The organism is Xanthomonas hortorum (assembly GCF_040279205.1).
GTDB classification, from domain to species: Bacteria; Pseudomonadota; Gammaproteobacteria; order Xanthomonadales; family Xanthomonadaceae; genus Xanthomonas; species Xanthomonas hortorum_F.
Genome location: NZ_JBEOLS010000005.1, coordinates 51,615 through 71,883 on the forward strand (window position 1 = coordinate 51,615; position 20,269 = coordinate 71,883).

Annotated in this window: 5 protein-coding genes; 2 read left to right on the top strand and 3 right to left on the bottom strand. The window is 61.5% G+C overall.

From position 1 onward, the window contains the following. Nucleotides 1-38: 38 nt before the first annotated feature. The 3 genes from ABS769_RS03670 to ABS769_RS03680 all read right to left on the bottom strand — a co-directional run bounded on the left by ABS769_RS03670 (nucleotide 39) and on the right by ABS769_RS03680 (nucleotide 15,682). Nucleotides 39-449, bottom strand: a complete 411-nt coding sequence (locus tag ABS769_RS03670; protein ID WP_350498073.1) for a hypothetical protein — start codon at nucleotides 447-449, stop codon at nucleotides 39-41. Beyond that, nucleotides 449-13,912 carry a hemagglutinin repeat-containing protein gene (locus ABS769_RS03675; RefSeq protein WP_317060904.1) on the bottom strand — a complete coding sequence of 4,488 codons (13,464 nt, stop codon included), beginning with the start codon at nucleotides 13,910-13,912 and terminating at the stop codon, nucleotides 449-451. Before ABS769_RS03675 ends, ABS769_RS03670 begins: the two co-directional genes overlap by 1 nt. 69 nt (nucleotides 13,913-13,981) lie before the next feature. Further along, a complete protein-coding gene (locus ABS769_RS03680) occupies nucleotides 13,982-15,682 on the bottom strand; it encodes a ShlB/FhaC/HecB family hemolysin secretion/activation protein (protein WP_317060905.1) in 1,701 nt (566 codons plus the stop codon). A 748-nt stretch (nucleotides 15,683-16,430) separates the two neighbouring features. Here ABS769_RS03680 and ABS769_RS03685 point away from each other — a divergent pair. Both ABS769_RS03685 and pgaB read left to right on the top strand, forming a co-directional pair. Next, nucleotides 16,431-18,389 (top strand): tetratricopeptide repeat protein, encoded by a 1,959-nt coding sequence (locus ABS769_RS03685; RefSeq protein ID WP_317060906.1) that lies wholly within the window; start codon nucleotides 16,431-16,433, stop codon nucleotides 18,387-18,389. Beyond that, entirely contained in the window at nucleotides 18,371-20,269 is a 1,899-nt protein-coding gene (gene pgaB, locus ABS769_RS03690) for a poly-beta-1,6-N-acetyl-D-glucosamine N-deacetylase PgaB (RefSeq protein ID WP_317060907.1), read from the top strand. Before ABS769_RS03685 ends, pgaB begins: the two co-directional genes overlap by 19 nt.

Here is a 20,269-nt window from a genome sequence, read left to right on the forward strand (position 1 = left end):
CTTCTGCATTCGCCATGAGTCAGATTATTTTAACAATATTAACGTGAACAAGCAATCGACTTCGGGTATTTTCTACAGTATCCACTATTAATTCTCACCTCAACACTTGGCTCGCGAACTTTAAATCCATATTCACAAGGAAGCAGCCCCCTTCTAAATCCATCACAAACAAGCGAAACCTTTCCATTCACATATTTCACATAGCCCATATTCTGAATGCAGAGCATAGATTCGGTGACTTGCTCTTCAGTACGATATCCATCAGCGAATTTCTCTCGCGGTCTAAAAGGGCTAGCGTAACCACACTCAAGCATAACCTTCCAAACAGCCAAATTATTAGATCCAGCCTTTTTCCATGTCTCGTAATCATCAGGAGGAGGCGAACGATCAGCCAACGGAATGCAGCCGACCAAAATAAAAATTAAATTTAATAAAATAAATGCCCTCATCATTTCAGAGATCCCCTTAAAATCTCAATTTTCTGTATAAAATTATCGATGCCGGTAGTTGGAACTTTGTTAATAGGAATGGGCACGGAACGATTTTCCGGCGATCCAACCCAGAGTGGCGAACATTCCGCCGGAGCTGCACCATAACAATTATGTGGAGTATTTTTACCACCCATGACTCTAAGGAGTTCCCAGAGTGAGTTTCCACCTTGAGGAGTTACACCTCCGGTAACAGGATTTAGCCCACTGAATATTCCAACAAAATCATTGGAATGATTTTGAAGTGTAATAACAGCATCTTGGGGATTTGGCAATGAATCACGATTCTGCAAATAACCCAACAAATGATCTGCCGCCCCCGCATTATAAGCAGGCCCGATGAAGTTAATTTTTGTCTCCCGAAGCAACCCAGAAGAACCAAGTAAATTATCAAGGGATTCCATTGCATTCCCAACCGTTAGTGAACCACGACTATGGGCATCAAGAACCAAGCCCTCTTGACCGTACTGCAGCATATAGCCGCGAGTCACTTCAGTAGCATTAGCCAATCCAAGAAAATCACTTTCCATATATTTCTGGTAGCCAGCAATTAAGATTTCAGAGAAAGCATCACTTGCCTTTGGAAAGTGCACAAAATATTGAGGACCATCAGCTGAAGAATGTTGATTCGCATATTTGTTAGCGCCACTAAGGACATTATTTATTCCATTATCCGCTATGTGCACCATCCCATCAGCAGATGGCTCTAAATTATATTTTTCATCAACACTTAATTCTCGCGGATCGAGCAGCTTTCCATTTTCGTCTTTTTCAACCACATAGACTTTTGCCTCTTTTAAAAACATAGTCTTATAAGCTTCGTCTGTATATTTAACTGCTTGATCATAGACCAGCTTTTTTGCTTGCTGCTTAAATTCAACTCGCTCTTGCAGATCAGCGGTGTCTACCTTCTCCAGGCCGACATCACTCAGACCTAAAGAACTCATATCCAAAGCATGCAATCCTGAGTAGTCACCATTACGCACATCAATAAAGTCTGCAGCGACACTACTATGCGTACTGCTTGAGTGATTTTCTTTCGCGCTCCCATCACCCAGCATGTTACTCACAATCCCTTTGGCTGCAGCATATTTACTGCCACTTAAAATTTCTGAATCCGCGGACAATGCCAATCCAGAAGCCCCCCCCCTTGAAATATTATCAATATTCTCAACGACCAGGCCATTGGTTGACAACCGATTAAGCGCCTCATCACCCTTGCTTGCAATAGCGCCACCAATCAGTTTTGTATCTGCGCCCACCTTAATATCAAATCCGCCATTCCCGGCTTGAATTCCACTTTGCTCATTAACACTCGTGTAGCTGTTATTGACCTTCTGCTGACTGTAGTTCGCGCTACTGCCGCTAAAGCCCCACACCAACGTCATGCCCGCCTGTTGCTGCTTGCTCTTGTAGTCGCTGGTGTCTTGCTCACTTTGGATCAACAGGTCACCGCCAACATCGGCCAGCACTTTGCCGCCAATTGCTTGTGCGCCCTTGATCGTGGTGTCGTTGCCACTGATCAACGTCAACCTGTCGTTGGCGGTCACCACGCTCTCAGCGTGTACGTCACTATTGCCCTTGGCACTGCCTTTACCAGCATAGGCAGTGAGATAGACACCCGTCGTTGTGCCAACGCTGACACCAATCTCGCCACCGGCGTTTTTGTTCTCCGACTTGTTGGTGTTGGACTCCAAATTGCTCAGCAAGTTCAGATCGTTCGCTGCAGAGAGCGCGACGTCTGCACCATTGATCTTGCTACCGATGACATTCAGGTCGCCGCCGGTAGCTGCGATGGTGACATTTCCATCACTCAGGATGCGGCTACCGCCAGTGGTTTCCTCATGCGTGGTCGTCTTGCTCGACGCACTGCTAGCGCCGATCCCGATGCGTAGACTCACGCCCCCCATACTGCTGCCAGCGGCCGCAGCTGCCTGATACTCGGCTACGCCATCGCTGACTGCATATCCCGCCTTGGCGGCATAAAGTGCCTTTAGACGGTCGTCTTCTACCTCCAAACCACGTTTGGTCGCGCTATAGGCAGCTTCCGCCGCAGCCACCACTCCGCCGGTCAATCCTAGCGTGATACCCGCACTCTGCTGCTTGGACGTCTGCACCGTGTCCACGGTGTTTTCCGCCGCGGCAATCGTGACTTCCTTACCCACGATGGTGGTGCTGGTGGCGCTCAGCACATCGCTACCGGTGATGGACACCTTGTTGCCAGCAGTCATCGTCACCGCGCCGTCGGTGCTGCCGACCAGACTGCCGGTATTGGTGACCTCGGTGACGTCCAGACCATCGGTTTTCTTGGTGACACCCAGGGCGACGCTGAATCCGCCGCCGCCGTAGAGACCCGACTTCTTGACGGTCTTTTCGTGTTCCTCGCTGTGCGTGTTTTGCACCGTGTCCAGCGTGAGGTTGTTGCCTGCGGCCAGTACCACATCGCCGGTGCTGGCAACCTGAGCACCCTGCGACAGCAGATCGTTACCCGCAGCGATCTGCACCGTGTCGCCACTGAGCGTGGTGGTAACCGCCACGTTGTCCTGCCACTCATCATGCGTGGTCGTGGTCTTGCTTGAGAACGTGCCCTTCTTTTTCTTGGTCATGTCCTGCACGGCGTCGTGCTGCTCGCTGGCGGCGAGCAGGTTGACGTCGTTGCCGGCAGCCAGGCTGATGCCGCCTTCCTTGGTGGCGGCAGAGGCGGCAGTCAGGGTGATGTCGTTGCCGGCCTGCATGGCCAGGTTGCCGCCAGCGTTGAACTCGGTGCCGTAGACGGTTTCGTCGCTGGTCGCAGTGGTCTGCTTGAAGCGCTTGCGCGTCTCCAGCGTGTTGCTGGTGTCCACCGTGGTCAGCGTGCTGGCGTTGATGTCGTTGCCGGCGCTGATCCCTAAGCCCTTGCCGGCATCGAGTTTTGCGGCGACCAGATTGACGTCGTTGCCGGCGCTTAGGATCAGGTTGCCGCCGGCAGTGAGCGCCTGCTGGTCGATGCTCTGCGTGGTCGTGGTGGTGGTGACGCGGGTCTTGCCATTGCGGGTCTTGTAGCTGTTGGTTTCGCTCTCGTTGAGGACGGACTCGACGTTGAGGTTGTTGCCTGCTGCGGCGATCAGATCGCCGCCGGCCTTCACTTCGGCCTGGCGGATGGTGAGGTCGTTGCCGGCAGTCAACTGCAGGCTGTCGCCGGTGCTGATGTTGGTGCGGGTGGCGACTTTGCCATCCAGACCAGTGGTCGGGGTCAGCGAGAGGTTGTTGCCTGCCTGCAAGGCGGCGCTGCCGCCAGCGTTGATGGTCACGCCATGCAGTTGCAGGTCGTTGCCCGCCGACATCACCAGGTCCTTGCCAGTGGTCACCGACACCGCATCGCCACCGCGCAGCAGGCCGTTGTCGTCACGCAAGGCGCTGGGCGTGAGGCTGAGGTTGTTGCCCGCAATCAGCGCCGCGCTGCCACCGGCCTGCACGCGGGTGCCGGTCAGCGTCATGTCGTTGCCGGCGAATAGCTGCAGGGTGTTGCTGGCGGTGATGCCGGACAGGATGCCAACACCGTTGATGGCCTTGGACGCTTCGCTGACCAGGTTGTTGCCAGCCACCAGCGCCACATCGCGTCCCTGGATCTGGCCCTGGTTAAGCAGGTCGTTGCGGGCTTCCAGCGACACGCTGCCGGTGCCGCTGATGCGCCCCTGGTTGAGCAGGTTGCCGGCGGTGATGCTGACATCGGCGCCGGCGATGACGCCCTGGTTGCTCATGGAATTGGTGGCGTTGAGCTCGACGTTGCTGCCGGCGATCAAGGCACCATTGCCACGCAACTGCAGCGAGTTGGATGCCAGATACACGACCGGCACCAGCACCTTCTGGCCCTGGTAGTCCTGCTCGACCATCCACACGATGTCTTGCGTCAATGCTGAGGCTTGTTCGGCCGTCAAGCCAACACCCATGCTCAGTTGCAGCTGGCCTGCGGCGGCCACGCCGGATTCCAGCAAGGCGCGGTACTGCGCCACGCCATCGGCGTAGTTGCCCAGATAGCGGCGGCCGGTGAGCTGGGTGATCTGATCCAGCACCAAACGCTGCTCGTAGAAGCCATCGCCCAGGCGGGTCTGGGTCCACTCCGGGTCCACACCCAGCTTGTCCAGCAGGAAGTCGCTGCTGATGAAGTTGTCGTAGTTGACGAAGCGCGGATCGGTCTCGATCAGGTAACGACGGCCGGGGCCATTGCTGCGCCAGGCGTTGATGCCGCCCAGGCCGGTTGCTGCGCGGCCCATCGCCGTGCGGTCGGTGGCCGTGCCATTGGACAGGCGATACAGGCCGCCGATGGGCAGGTCGATCTGCGTCAGCGACGTCTGCCCGCCGCCGACGATACTGGTCACCGGAATGGTGGCCAGGTCGACACGGTTGCGGCTTTCATTCGCACCTGCAACAACGCCTGTGCCAGCAGCGGTGGTCTGCACGTTGGCCTGATCGACCGTGCTGCGTACCAGTCCACTGTCGTTGGACATCACCGGTGCGACCGACATCTTCACGATGCCACCCGATGCGGCGAGCGTTGCATCCTGTGTGTTGGCGCCCACTTGCGTTCCTGCGCTGCCGGCAGTGCCGGTCGCCACGCGGATGCTGGCCGCGCCGCCGTTTGCACGGCCGATCACGGCTTGACCGCCAACTCCAGCGGCGCTTTGCATGGTGCGACCGTTCAAGCCGCCTTGTGCGCCCACGCCATTGAGCGAGGCACCGCTGATGCTGCGGCCGTCGCTACCGACAGCGCCATTGCTGATGTTGGCGCCGTTGATGCTGACACCTTGGCCGCCGGTCATGCTGGCGCCCAGGGCGAGATAACTATTGTCCAATGTGCCGGATCCGACAACGCGCGCATCCTCTTCCCAATAGCAAGGAAGATTTTGACCGGGACGATGCATACAGTCGCCGTTGATCGGCATGGCGCTGTATTCGGTGTCCGTGTAATCGACAACCTGCCTTAGCGCCAGCGACTGATTAAGCACATCGTCACTGCTGGAGAGCATCGCGTCCGATAAACCACCGACGCCGCGTTGATTCAACAGTAGCGCTCCACCGGCGGCGATGGTGGACACATTGTTCGTCACGTATCCAGACAACGCAATATTACCGCCAGCAGCAATGCGTCCTTCGGCGCTAGCGGCGATCAGCTGTTCGCGCTCGCGCACGCTATACGCACGATAGAGCCCCGGTTGATGTCCTGTGTAGCGAATGCCCATGACGGTTGCCCCAGGACTGGGATCACGCCGAATTTCATCCTCAGGCATCGCTGCATTTGCCGCAAAACGTTCGGCGTCAGTCAGCGGGCCGGTTCTAGCGTCGACCACTCGCCGCCGATTATTGATCTGATTCGCCGCAATCAAAATATTCCCATCAGCCTCAATACTGCCCGACAGGTTATTCACCACACCGGTGCGCGACACCAGCGTGCCGCCGCCATCCTGCGCGCCGCCGATGGCGATGTTGCCCAGGCTAAAGATGCGCGCATCGCGATTGAGCAGCTGATCGCGCACGATCAGGTTCATATTGCCGGTGGAACCGAGCAGCGCGGAGCCATAGGCTGCGTTGTCGGTCGCGCCGCCAAGGTCGGCACCATTGACGAACGTGCCCGTATTCACCGAGACATTGCCGCCGACGATGCTGCCGGTGTTGTTGATGCTGTTTGCCACCAGCGACAGCGCGCTGTTACCGGAAATGCTGCCGGCGTTGTCGATGAGATTGCCGCCGTTAAGGCGGGTGTCGTTGGAGAGGATATTGGCGCCGGCGCGGTTGGTGATGTTGCTGGCGGTGATATCCAGGATACGCGCGGCCTTGAGCGTGGACTCGTTGACCAGGTTGCCGCCCACGCGCAGATTGAAATTGCCGTTGCTTGTGAGGTCGGCGCCGGCGCGATGCGTGTAGTCGCTGCGCAGCGTCAGATCCAGCAGGTTCTGCGCCAGGATGCTGCCGCCGCCGTCGAAGCCGACTGTGTCGATGACCACGTCGCCAGTGCCGCCGGTGACGCTGCCGGCGCCGATCTTGCCGCCCGCATTGTTCAAGTTCTGCAGGGTCAGGCGCACCGATTGCTCGGCCTTGATGGTGCCGTTCTGATTGTCGAGCGTGGCGCCCGGGCGCTGCAGCAGGAAATTGGCACCGGCGTAAACGTTGCCGCCCTGATTATTCAATCCGTTGGTACTAGCGATCAGATCGCCGCCAGCAACCAGCTGGCCGCCGTTGTTGGCGATGTTGGCAGCGTCGATGACCACGCTGCCGCGGCCACCGAGATTGCCGCTGGTGTTGGTCAGGGCCCCGCCCGTGCTGATGCGCGTCAGTCCGCCACCATTGTTGACGATGCTGCCCTGGGTATTGTCGATCAGGCCGCCCGATGCGGTCAGCGTGTTGCCGGCATCGAGCTGGCCGCCGCTATTGAGCAGCGCACCGGTGACGGCAACGTTGAGATCGCGCCCCGCACTGAGCTTGCCGCCTTGGTGATTGTCCAACTGGCCGCGTGCGGTGACGCTGAGGTCGCGTGCGGCTTGCAGACTGCCGCCGCTGCTGCTGATGTTTTCTGCAGTGATCACTGCGTCGGTGCCGGCACCGATAGTACCGTTGCCGTTGTCCAGGCCGCGATTGAGCTCAACGCGCAAGCTGCCGCCCGCACCAGCGCTGGCGACTGCCTGCACGGTGCCGCCGGCATTACTGAGGCTGTCGGCGCGCAAGGTCAGCGCACCACCACTGGCCTGCAGCAGGCCGTTGCGGTTGTCGGTGGTGCCGCCCGTTTGCACGTTCAACCCACGTGCGGAGACCGAACCATTGACGTTGTTAAGGCTGGCAGCGGTCAGCACCGCATCGCCAGCTGCGGCAATCGCGCCGCCCTGATTGTTCAACGCGCCGCTGGCGCCCAGCGTCAGTTGACCCTGCGTCAGGATGCGCCCACCGCTATTGCCCAACGCGCCACGACTGGTGACCGACAAACTGCCAGTACCCGCATGTTCGACCCGCCCCTGCGCATTCTCCAGGCTGGCCGCGGTAATGGTCAGATCCTGCGCATTGCTGGCCAGCGTGCCGCCGGTGTTGTCGATCGCGCCGCCGATGCTGATGCGGGTCAGCCCGTTTCCACTTTGCACCAACCGCCCGCCGACATTACTCAAGCTGCCGCCGTCGATACTCAGCTGGTTGGCCTGCATTTGACCTGCGACGTTGTTGAGACGCCCGTTGTCGATGCTGCCGCCAGCCTGCACGGTCAGCGTGCCGCCTGCGAGCAAATCGCCGCCCCGATGATCGAGGTTGCTGCCGGTTGTCAGTGCGACATTGCCGGTGGCACGTGTGCTGGCACCAGCCAGCTGCAGTTGGCTGCCCTGCGCGGTGAGGTTACCGCCGGCCAGCAGTTTGCCGGAGGCGCTGAGCTGACGATCAGCGATCAGGCTCAGCGTGCGTCCGCTGCCCAGGCTGCCGTCTGCGTTGATACCGGCACCAACCGTGCCGGCAATACTGATTTCACCCGCACGTAGGCTCAGATTGCCCGAAGCGGCGGTCTGCCCGGCATTCTCGATACGCGCGCCTTGCAGGCCCACCGTCGTACCGCTGACGGTACCCTGCTGACGCAACACGGCATCGCTGGTCAGGGTGACCTGCTGAGCACCGACCTGGCCGGCCACACTTAGGTCGCCCTTCGAGCGCAATTCCAGCGTGCTGCCTGCACTCAAGGTACCGCTTTGTGCCAGCGTGCCATCGGCCTGCGCCGAGAAGGTACCAGTCGATGCAAGGCTACCCCCGAGCTGCAGGTTGCCGCGGCTGATCAATGCAACATCGCCGCGCTCGCTGCCCAACTGGCCGCTGCTGCTGACTTGCGCCGCTTCCACGCGCAATCCATTGCCGCCGATCAGATCACCGCGATTGTCCACCGCTCCGGTGGCGATCACACCCAAGCGTTGCAGGCCGTAGGCCTGCCCGGTTTGACGCAACGAACCGACACCCAATGTGAGTTGGTTGCCGGCACGCACGGCGCCGGCATTATCGAGCAAGCCGCCGATAGCGAAGATGGCGTCGCCTTGCGCGAGCAACACGCCGCTGGCGGCATTGCTTGCGCTGGCTGCCGTGACGTTCAAGGTCTGACCAGCGACGACCTGCGCTGCATTGGTCAACGCGCCGGCTGCACTCAGCACCATATTGCGATCGGCTTGCGCCACACCGGCAAGCGCCAGGTCGCCGGTGCTGCGCAGATTCAAATCAGTGGCTGCATCGAGTGCGCCACGGCTGTCGATCGCTGCGCCGTCCAGGCTGATCGCACCGCCGCTTTGCAGCACCGCGGTCTGACCGGTGGTGACACGCGCGCCGCGCAGGTTGGCATTGCCTGCAGACACGGCCTGTCCGTTGAACGTAAGTGTGCGTTGTGCCTGCAGATCGAGTTGCGTTGCCGACTGCAGCGTGCCTGCGGCGGTGAGATCGCGCCCGGCCTGTAGTGCGATCGATTGCGCCTTGAGCGAGCCGGCCTGCTGCAAATCACCAGTTGCGTTTGCCTGCAGCGTGGTCGCTGCGGCGACGACCCCTTGCAGTGTCATATCGCCCTGGCTGATCAGGGTGACGTTGGCGGTCTCGCTACCAAGCTGGCCGCTGCTGCGTAAGCTGCCTGCCTCCACCTGCAGCGCATTCTTGGCAATGAGGTTGCCGCGGTTGTCCAAGGTACCAGCAACGTTTGCGGTCAGTGTTTTGCCTGAGATGGCAGTACCGCTCTGATCCATGCTGGCAGCGGTGATGCGCAAATCGCCGCCGCTCTGCAGGCTGCCTGCGTTTTGCAGTGCGCCGGTGGTCAGCGTAACGCTGCCATCGGCCGCCAACACACCAGCGGCCAGGTTATTGACGTTGCCGGCCTGCACCGACAGATCACGGCCGGCAACGACCTGGCTCGCGTTGCTCAAGATACCGGTGGCGCTCAGCACAACATCACGATTGGCTTGCGCCACGCCTGCGAGCGCAAGACCACCCGTGCTACGCAGGCGCAGATCCGTGCCGGCATCGAGCGTGCCGCGGCTGTCGATTGCCGCACCTTCCAGGCTGATCGCGCCGACGCTTTTCAGCACGGCATCGCGACCGGTGGCGATGGTGTTGGCACGCAAGTTGGCATCGGTACCCGCCTGCGCCTGACCGTTCAAGGTCAACGTGCGCTGCGCCTGCAGATCCAGCGTAGACGCGGTCTGCAGCGTGCCACCGGCAGTGAGATCGCGGCCAGCCTGCAGCGTCACGGCCTGCGCGTTGAGCGAGCCGGCTTGCAGCAGGTCGCTACCCGCCGTTGCTTGCACGGTGGTCTTCGCAGCCACAATGCCTTGCAGATCGATGTTGTTCTGGCTGGTCAGCGTCAGTGCGCCGTTGACCGAGCCCAGTTGCCCACTGCTGACGATGCTGTCCGCAGCGATGGTCAGGTCCTTGCCGGACACCAACTGGCCCGCGTTTTCGAATGCGCCCGTGGAAGTGATCGACACGGCGTCGCCGCTATAAACACGGCCGCGCTGCAGCAGGGCTCCGGTGTTCAGTGCAAGGCCACGTTCGCCATGCAGGCTGCCATTGTTTTCCAACACGCCAGCCACATCGATACGCAGGTCGCGTAGCGCGCCCAAGGTCGCAGCCGTGGCATTGTTGACAGTAGCCGCTTCCACACGCAGATCGCGCGCCGCGACGACTTGAGCGCCATTGTTCAATGCACCCGCAGCAGTCAGCGCAACATCGCGCCCGGCCTGGACCACGCCAGCCAGTTCAAGATCACCGGCACTGTGCACGTTCAAATCAGTCGCCGCATCGAGCGAACCACGGCTCTCGATGGAGCCGCCATCCAGCGTGATGGCGGCACCGCTCTGCAGCACTGCTGCTGCACCAGTCACAATGTTCGCGCCGGTGACACTCGCGTCACCGGTGCTCGATGCTTGTCCGTTCAAAGCGAGCGTGCGCTGCGCCTGCAGATCCAACGTGGATGCCGATTGCAGAGTGCCATTTGCAGAGAGGTCGCGCCCCGACTGCAATGCGATCGATTGTGCCTTGAGCGAACCGGCCTGCTGCAAATCGCCGCCAGCGGTCGCACGCAATGCAGCGGCCGCTGCAACCACACCATCGAGTTGCAGCGCGTCCCGGCTGTTCAACGTGACATCGGCCCGCTCGCTACCCAACTGCCCACTGCTACGCAGCGTGGCCGCATCGACCTGCAACGCATCCTTGGCGATCAGATTGCCGCGGTTGGCCAGCGTGCCTGCGATGGCGGCGCGCAGCGCCTTGCCTGCAGACGCGCTGCCGGCCTGGTCCATATTTGCTGCGCTGATCTGCAGATCGCCACCGGCCTGCACGCGGCCAACGTTGTTCAGCAGTTCCGTAGTGGTCAGGGCGATGTTTCCCTCGCCCGCCAACACACCGCTTGTGGTGTTGTCGAGGCTACCTGCCTGCAACGCCAGATCGCGGTCTGCAAACACCTGCGCTGCGTTGCTGAGCGCACCGGTGGCATTCAACGCAATGTCACGCCCGCTTTGTGCCACACCCGCCAGCGCCAGATCGCCCTGACTACGGATCTGCAGATCGCTACCCGCATCCAGCTTGCCGCGGCTGTCGATGGCCGCACCGTCCAGCGAGATCACCCCAGTGCTCTGCAACACCGCATCCTGGCTGGTTGTCAGTGCGGCAGCGCGCATCGAAGCGTCACCGCCGGCCTGGCCCTGGGCTGCGAACGTGAGTGCGCGTTGTGCCTGCAGATCCAACGTGGATGTCGATTGCAGTGTGCCAGCGGCGGTGAGATCACGCCCGGCATTCAATGCCAGTGATTGAGCCCTCAACGACCCTGCCTGCTGCAGATCGCCAGCGGCGTTGGCCTGCAGCGTGGTCGCAGCGGCGACAACGCCTTGCAGCGCGATATCGCCCTGGCTGCCCAGACGAACACCTGCTGCTTCGCTGCCGAGTTGCCCGGTGCTGCGCAAGCTGCCGGCATCGATCTGCATTGCGTTTTTGGCGACCACATTGCCTGCGTTGTCGAATGACCCGCTCACAGTTGCCGAAAGCGTGTTACCCGAACTGGCGCTACCGCTTTGCGTGAACGTGCCTGCGACGAGCTGCAGATCGTTCGCCGCATACAGGCTGCCTGCATTGTCTATCGCGCCAGTCGCACGCACGCGTGCATCGGCATCCGACGAAAACGCTGCACCCTGTGCGTTACGCAGCGTTGCTGCATCCACGTCCAGCGCACCGGCGGCGATCACCTTCGCGCGATTATCCAGTGCTGCGCCCGCCTGCAAGGTGGCTGAGCCGGCACTTTGCACGGTGCCGTCCAACACTAGGTCGGCAGCGCTTGCGATACGCAGATCGCCGCCCGCATCGATCACACCGTTGTGTTCGATCGCCGCGCCACGCAACTGCAGCGCGCCATCGCTGCGCAGCTGTCCGCGCTGACGCAGTGCGCCGTTTGCCTGCAGATCGATCGTGCTTGCCGAACGCACAAGCGCTTCGCTGGAAAGATCGCCGCCGGTGGCGATCACCAACCCACCAGCAGTGGTCTGCAGCGTGCCGGAGATTGCGGTCTCGCTGCCACTACGAAGACTGAAGCTGCCCGCGTTGACTGTGCCGGAGAACTGCGCACCTGCTGCGGCGTCCAATGCCAATGCACCGCCTGCCACAGTGTTGCCGCTCAGGGTCAGACCAGCGCGACTACGCAGCGTAGCATCGCCACGTTGGCTGCCGATATCGCCGCGACTTTCCAACTGCGCCGCATCGATGGTCAGCGCATTGCCCGCAACGAAGGTGCCGCTATTGACCAGACCACCCGAAACCGCCGCCTGCGCATCGCGCGCAGCAGACAAACTGCCCACAGTGGTCACAGTCGCTGCCTGGAGACGGAGATCACGGCCGGCGTAGCCGCTACCGGCATTGTTCAATGCACCTGCACTGCGCAAGTCCAGATCGCCACCCGCAGACACCGCACCGCGCTGCGCAATGTCGATGCTCGTCGCATTCAGCGCCACTGCATCCGCAGCAATCAACTGACCCTGCAACTCCAGCCGGCCGCCGGCCTGCACATCGGCGCCCTGCCCGGCCTGCGCCAATCCACCCAGGCGCACGTCGCCGCTGCCGCTCACGCGCAGTGTCGTCGCAGCATCCAAGGTGCCTAGTGCATCGATCGCGTTTGCATTCAATGCAATTGCAGCGCCAGTCTGCAGCGTGCCCGTCAAGGCAATCCGCGACGCACGCACGTTGGCACCCGCGCCTGCATACGCCACCCCGCCGCTACGCAGCACACCATCAGCGCCCAGATCCAAGGCGCCGGCGGTATGCAGGCTGCCATCGGCAGTCAATTCCGAACCGAACAGACGGATCGACCCAGCACTGCTGCGGCCAACATGGCTCAACACGCCGCTGGCTTGCGCATCCAATCCACCGGCGGCAACCAGATCGCCGGCCAACGTCATGCGCGCAGCACGCAGACGCACATCGCCCTGCTGCGAACCGAGTACGCCGCGCTGATCCAGGTCACCGGCCGCACGCACATTCATTCCATCGCGTGCCACGGTGGTGCCGCTCAGACTCACCTGGCCCGCACTGTCGATCTGCAGATCGCCACTTTGCGCTGCCAAAGTGCCACGGCTCACCACGCCGACGCCGGCTTCGGTCGCGATCAGGCGAATGCGGTCGGCGTACATGCCGCCCAGCTGCGCCACGTCGATACCGATCGACGGTGCCGCGCCATCGGTGCCAGGCACCACGTCCAGCAGCATGCCGTCGTAATTGACCCGCCCTGCGCCTGCGGCAGCGACCAGTTCTCTGGTCCAGATGGAGCCTTCTACGCTGAGCTGGCGCGAGAGCAGATCCAGGCGATCCACATTGAACGCGTCCAACCCATTGTTGCCGATACTCAGCGCACCGCCGGTAATGTTGAAGCCATTCAATGCACCATCGCTGCCCAGATTGGGCGTGCCGGTGGTCAAGGTGACGCGCGAGGTGTTGAGAAATCCGCAGCCATCGCAGGAAATGCCATTGGGATTGGCGATCACCAATTGCGCCTTGGCGCCGGCGATTTCGGTGTAACCCTGCAGGCGGCTGCTTGCCGAAGTCACTTCGTTGAGGATCAGCGACGCAGCACCGCTGCGCTGCAGATTGTCGTTGCCGGCGACATAACCACCCAGTTCGGTCTTGGAAATCTGCGCGCTGTTGTTGAGGATCAACCCGTTCGGGCCAACGTTGAAATTGCTGTAGCGGTTATGCGAGATGCCGCGCGCATTGGGCGCGACGATATCCACCACCGGTACGCCATTGGCTGCGACCTGCTGACCAGGTGTCTGCCCGCCGGGATTGGGCGTTGGCGCAACCTGTGCCCACGCCGGAAACGATGTCCAGGTAACCGTGCAGCACAGCAGCAAGGCAAGCGCGCGCTTGCCTTGTTCGGCCAGGTAACCACGCAGGTTCATCGCTTCGGTGTCCATCGTTTCTCTCTCGCCGCTCGTGGGCGTCATCAATCAACAGCGCGCTGCCGGATGGCGGCGCGATCCATGTCAGAACTGGTAGATCACACGCGCGCCATACGCCGGCTGCGCACTTCCAAAACCATCCGGGCGATGGATCGCCCAGCCGGCAAATGCATCGATGCTGGCGCCGAACCAACCGCCGCGCAGACCCACTGCGCCGCCCACCAGACTGCGCCCGCGCAGCCCGCTGGCACTGGTGCCATCGATGCGGCCGGCATCCAACCCCAGATACGGCGTCAAGCCAATTTGCTGGATCGGAAAACTTAAGGTATTGCGCCAATAAGCGCCTTTTTCCGCACCTAGCGTCGCTTCGCCGTCGAAGCCGCGCACGCTATAGCGACCACCGATGGTGACGAACTCCGAACCGAGCAGCAGCTCGCCGGCGGTCTGTGCGCGCAGGCTGCTTTCCCACGCCATCGGCACCGGTCCCAGTTTGAACGGCATGGCGGTGCTCACGTCCAGCGTGGTCACGCCATAACGGAATGTCGGGAACCCGATCTGCGGGTCGTAACCGGTCCACTGGCTGTTGAACCACGGCGTGCCACGCCGATGCGCGATGCGCACGTCCAGCTGCATCGCACCCAGATAACGCCGATGGGTGAAGTAGAACTCCGCGCTGCTGGTATCGCGGCGCTGGATGCCAATCTCCACCCCATCCAGATAGCTGCGCGCACGCCGCCGGCCAACCGTCACGCCCGCAGAGGTCTTGCTGGTGCCAGCGCGATGCAGCACACGCTGGATATCCAGCTGCGCATTGCTGGATTCACCGCTGGACTGAAAGGTCTGCAAAAACCCATCCACACGCTGGTGATAGCGATACGACGAAGCCGACAACGCAAACGTCCACCAGCCCCACGGCAGGTTGTAACTGAGACTGTTGCCACGCGTGCCGCGCTCTTGGTCGCGCGTGGCCAGGTCATGGCTGTAGCCGACGCTGAGCAGATCGTTGAGGCCTAGCGGGTTGTCCAGCGAAAAATCCAGCCCGCTCTGCACGCGCCCGGTGGCTTCCACGCCAGAGTCGTCGGCATTGGCCACGCCGCGCCAGCGCCGACCATGCTGCAGGGTGATCACCAAATCCGATTCGCCCGGCGCCTCGCCCGGTGCGATGTCGATCTTGGCGTCCTGCGATGGCAGCCGCTTGAATTGCTCTACCGCCTGCTCGATCGCGCGCAGATCCAGCAGATCGCCAGTGCGTATTGGCAATGCACTTTTCCAATGCTCGCCACCGGTGTCGGAAACCACACGCACCGCGCGCAAGCGGCCGGGCATCAGTTCGAAACGCAGTTCGCCGCGCGACAGATCCTGTTCGGGCACGCCGATGCGGGTAGTGACCAGGCCGCGCGCGACCAATTGATCCAACGCGCGACGGCGGATGATGTCGATGCCGGCACGACCGATGCAGCGGCCTTCATAACGGCGCAGCGATTCCCACAACCACGCAAAGCGCGCACCGTCGTCGCCCGCACCGGACAGGCGTACGCGGGCGATCGGGAAACAGAGTTCTTCTTTCGGCAGCACTGTGCTGCGTGCGTCCACGCGCTCGGCCTCCTCACGCGGGCCGGCGAAGGGCGCTTGACGCTCCTGGTCCTGACGCCTCTGGATCTCCTCGGCCTGGCGCAATTGCTCCTGCCGATCCAGCGTTGTCGGTGCCGACTGTTGTGCAGCCGCCAGCCCGGCGACAGCCCAAAGGCAAGCCGCCAGCGCCGTTGGCGCCGATCGCATCCACATCTGTCCTGCCCCCTGTGCGACGGATCGCGCCTCAGCGCGCCGTCGCTTACACCGCTGTGCCTGGCCGCCAACACGGCGGCGCAACCCTTCAGCACAACGAATGCGGCGCAACTTTGCTGGAACGTTAAGAGCGGGTCAACGTGCCGTGTAGGGGCCACCCTGTAAGAAAAACCCGACCCTTTCGATTATGTGACTTGAATCACTTAAAAAGTGGATGTGTCCAAAGAACGGATTCGTTAAACCGACCATCCGTCCCCAATGCAATGACTCGAACATCCGGCAACATGTTGCCAAATAAGAAATTTCAGAGATGACTATTTATGCATATCGATTAGTTTTCATTTACTGACTTTAGGAATACTTGGGCCCCTATGTTTTGCAGCTCGCTGTGCTCGTGCTTACTGCGGAAACTGCTATCAGAACGTTGGTCAAAGTCCGAGCTCACAAGCACAAATGTGATGGGAGTCGCTTTTTAAGCGAACACAACCGATGAAGATCTCGTCAGCTCCGTGACGACATAGGCTTTACATGGGCATACGCAGTATCGCCAGTCGTCATACGCCTGGAACGCTAATGAACACCCTTTCCCTCCTGCCTACGCAACCACGTGCGTCGCGGCTGTCCTGACCGCAAAGGCGCACTCACTCCCCTGCTCAGCCTCTCTTTGATTGCCGCATGTGTGCCTCAGGCGCACAGCGGTGAAGTGCGGCCGACAGAAGTGACTGGCGCCTCCATTGCCCACACTCCCATGCAGCAGGCTGAGCAGTTACGCGGCCAGCAGCGCTATGCAGATGCGCTCGCCATTTACGAGCGTGTACTACGCCAAGACCCACGCGACCGCGGTGCCTACACCATGCGTGCGATCACGCTGACCGACCTCGGCAGCGCGCAGCTTGCGGCGGAGGCCGTTTGGCGGCGTCCGGACTGGTTCTCGCAGCAAGAACGCGAGCGCATCGAAAACGATCGCGTTGCCCGCGTGATCGGGTGGACCAGTGCCGAACCGATCGATGCCGCGCATCGCTATGCGGAGACCGACCAGGCCTTGGTCAATGTCGCCCGCATCGAGCGCGAATCACCGCCGAATTCGACATGGGAAGCCACGCGGCTGCGTGTCGACACCTTGGTTGCACTTAACCAACGTCAGCGCCATCGCGATGTGGTGGCCAACTACCAGGCATTAAGAGCCGAAGGGATCGACGTTCCCGCGTATGTGTTGCCAACGGTCGGCGATTCGCTGATGGGCCTGCGTCGCCCGGCCGAAGCCGAAGCCGTGCTTCGGCAAGCCTTGCAGCACAACCCGAACGACTTCAATACCCAGCTCCTGCTCGGCTACGCATTGCTGGAGCAGGAACGCTTCGATCTGGCGATGCCACTGTTCGAAAAACTCTCGACCACACAAGCGCCGTGGCCGCGTCGCAACGGTGCGGCCAGCGGTTACGAAAACTGGGATCGCTTCAGTGCAGATATCGCACTGGCCACTGCACGCTCTGCAGCGAACGACAACCGCAACGCAGACGCCTTGCTGCGCGAGCGCGTTGCAATTGGTCCCGACAATGCAGAGCTACAGGCCGCACTGGCCTCGATCGAGTTTCGTCGAGGGCAACCCACCAAAGCGTTGCAACGTAACGCGGTTGCGCTGACGCTGGATCCGCATCAGAAACAGGCCCGCAGTGGCGTGGTGGAAGCGCAGCGCGATCTGGACCGTCTGGATCTGGCCGATGCCACGTTTGCGCCGCTTCGCAACGAATACCCGGACGATGCCGGCCTGCAACGGCTCGGCGCTTCGCTGGAACGGCAACGCGGCTGGCAGGTACATCTCAGCCATGCGCGCGGACGCAGCGACAACGACACCCTGACCAACAGCACCTCGCCGCTCGGCAACGACTTCGGCAGTACGTTGCTGGAAGCCGAGTCGCCGTTTCTCGGCGAGGGCTGGCGTGTGGGTTTGCGCGCACGCGATGATTGGGCCGATTTCCAGAACACGCGGGTGCGCTATCGCAGCTTCTGGCTGGGAACGCACTACCACTACGACCGGCTGGATCTCAGCGCTTACGGCGGACGTGCGCTTGATGAGTTCGATCGCGACGGCACCGCCTGGGCGCTGGATGCCGGCTGGCGTTTTTCCGATGCATGGTATGGCAGCGTCGCCTGGCGCACGCGTGATCCAGAAGCTTCATTGCAGGCACGCCGCTTCGGCATCACCGGCGACAGCATCGGCGCCGCCGTGCGCTGGACACCCAACGACGAAAGCCGCTGGGAATTGCAGGCACGCCAGTTGCGCTACAGCGATGGCAATCGGCGCGATCAGCTGGATCTTTCGGGAAGCCAACGCCTGTGGGCCAGCCCGCACGTGCTGCTCGACGGCCTGTTCGCCGCCTCGGCCGGACGCGCCGAAGACGACCGCGCAGTCAATTACTTCAATCCGCGCCGCAGCTCTGCGGTGGCCGCCGGCGTGCGCATCGATCAGATCGGTTGGCGCCGCTACGACTACGCCTTTCGGCAGCGGCTGGAAGTCACTGCCGGGCCGACCTATCAATCCGGCTTCGGCAGCCAGTGGGTGCCCAGCGCGGCCTATCGGCACCTGTGGTCGCTGGGCGACGGCAGTGCGCTGAGTTATGGCGTGAGCTGGTCGCGCCCGGTCTACGACGGCCAGCGCGAACAACAACTTGGATTTGACCTGGATTTCCGATGGGGAGGTACGCCTTGATCCGCCTGCCGCTGTTGCTGGTCGCCTTGCTGCTGATGACGTTTGCGTCATCGGCGCAGGCGGGCCTGCTGGTGCTCAGCTACCACGATATTCGCGACGACGTCGCCGCCAAGGGCGATCCCGATCGTTATGCGGTGTCCACCAGCAACTTCGCCGCGCATCTGGATTGGCTGCGCTCGCATGCCTACCACCCGGTGAGCGTGCAGCAAGTGCTGGACGCACGTGCCGGCAAGCGTGCCCTGCCCTCCAGGCCGGTATTGCTCACCTTCGACGACGGCTTGCGCAGCGTCTACACGCGTGTGTTTCCGTTATTGCAGGCCTACGGCTATCCCGCGCTGGTCGCACCCGTCACCAGCTGGGTCGAATTACCGGTTGGTCAAGTGGTGCCCTACGGCCATCGCGATTTCACTCACGATGATTTCGTCACCTGGGCGCAACTGCGCGAGATGCAGGACAGCGGCTTGATCGAAATCGGCTCGCACAGCGATGACTTGCACAAAGGCATCGCCGGCAATCCGTTCGGCAATCAGACGCCTGCCGCGGTCACCCGTCACTGGGATGCAGGCAAGGGCTACGAGAGCGAAGCGGATTATCGCCAGCGCATCCAGACCGATCTGCGCCATAGCCGCGACGCCATCGTGGCGCATCTGGGCAAACCGCCGCGTGCCATGGTGTGGCCGTATGCCGCGTACAACCGTGCAAGCAACGCCATTGCCGCGCAACTGGGCATGACGCTCAGCTTCGATCTGGAAGGCCGCTCGCACGAGGCCGATATCGGCCAACAAGGCCGCGATCGCGTGGATGGGCAATCGCTGGCCAGCCTTGGCCGCCTGTTGCTGTTCAACAATCCGGATGTGCGCGATCTGGCCGGCGAACTGCGACGCGATCTGTCGCGCGATGGCTTGCGTGCGATCCAGATCGATCTGGATTACGTCTACGACCCGGATCCGGCGCAACTGGCACGCAACCTCGACGTCCTGGTCCAGCGCGTCAAGGACATCGGCCCCAGCCATGTGTTCCTGCAGGCCTTCGCCGACCCGGATGGCGATGGCGCAGCCGATGCGCTGTATTTCCCCAACCGGCATCTGCCGATGCGCGCGGATCTGTTCGGGCGAGTCGCCTGGCAGCTGCGCACCCGTGCAGGCGTACGCGTGTTCGCCTGGCTGCCGGTGCTGGGCTTTCATCTGCCCGATGCCGAGCAGCAGGCCGCACTGCAGATTCGCGGCAAGGACGCCAAGGATGTGCCGCGCCTGGATCCGGGCAATCCGCGCACGCATCAGCTGGTCGCGGATATTTACGAAGACCTTGCCGCAAACACGTATTTCGAAGGCCTGCTGTTCCATGACGATGCTTACCTGCGCGACGACGAAGTACCTGCTTACGGCAATGGCGATCCGGCCAAACGCACGCATCAGCTGATCGGCTTCACACAGGAACTTAAAGCGGCCGCCGAACGTTGGCGTCCCAAGCTGGTGACGGTGCGCAACCTGTTCGCGCAGCCAGTGCTGGAGCCCCAGAGCGAAGCCTGGTTTGCGCAGCGCCTGGACGCGTTTGCTTCGGCCTACGACTACACCGCGTTGATGGCCATGCCGTACATGGAACAGGCCAACGACCCGCAGCATTGGCTGCAGCAGCTGGCGCAGCGTGTCAGCCAGCAGCCGCGTGGCTTCGAGAACACCATCTTCGAACTGCAGACCGTGGATTGGCGCACCGGCAAGCCGCTGCCCGACGGTTTGCTGCTCGAACACACCAAGTTGCTTCTGGCTGCGGGCGTGCGGCATCTGGCGTATTACCCCGACGACTTCATCGGCGGCCACCCGTCTCTTCCCGAAGCGCGCGAGGCCATGTCGGCTCGGCAATTCCCTTATATCGAGCGGTAA

Coding starts and splice junctions, on each gene's coding strand:
- ABS769_RS03685 (WP_317060906.1), top strand. CDS start 16,431: ATGCAGCAGGCTGAGCAGTTACGCGGCCAGCAGCGCTATGCAGATGCG.
- ABS769_RS03675 (WP_317060904.1), bottom strand. CDS start 13,912: ATGGACACCGAAGCGATGAACCTGCGTGGTTACCTGGCCGAACAAGGC.
- ABS769_RS03680 (WP_317060905.1), bottom strand. CDS start 15,682: ATGTGGATGCGATCGGCGCCAACGGCGCTGGCGGCTTGCCTTTGGGCT.
- ABS769_RS03670 (WP_350498073.1), bottom strand. CDS start 449: ATGAGGGCATTTATTTTATTAAATTTAATTTTTATTTTGGTCGGCTGC.
- pgaB (WP_317060907.1), top strand. CDS start 18,371: ATGGGGAGGTACGCCTTGATCCGCCTGCCGCTGTTGCTGGTCGCCTTG.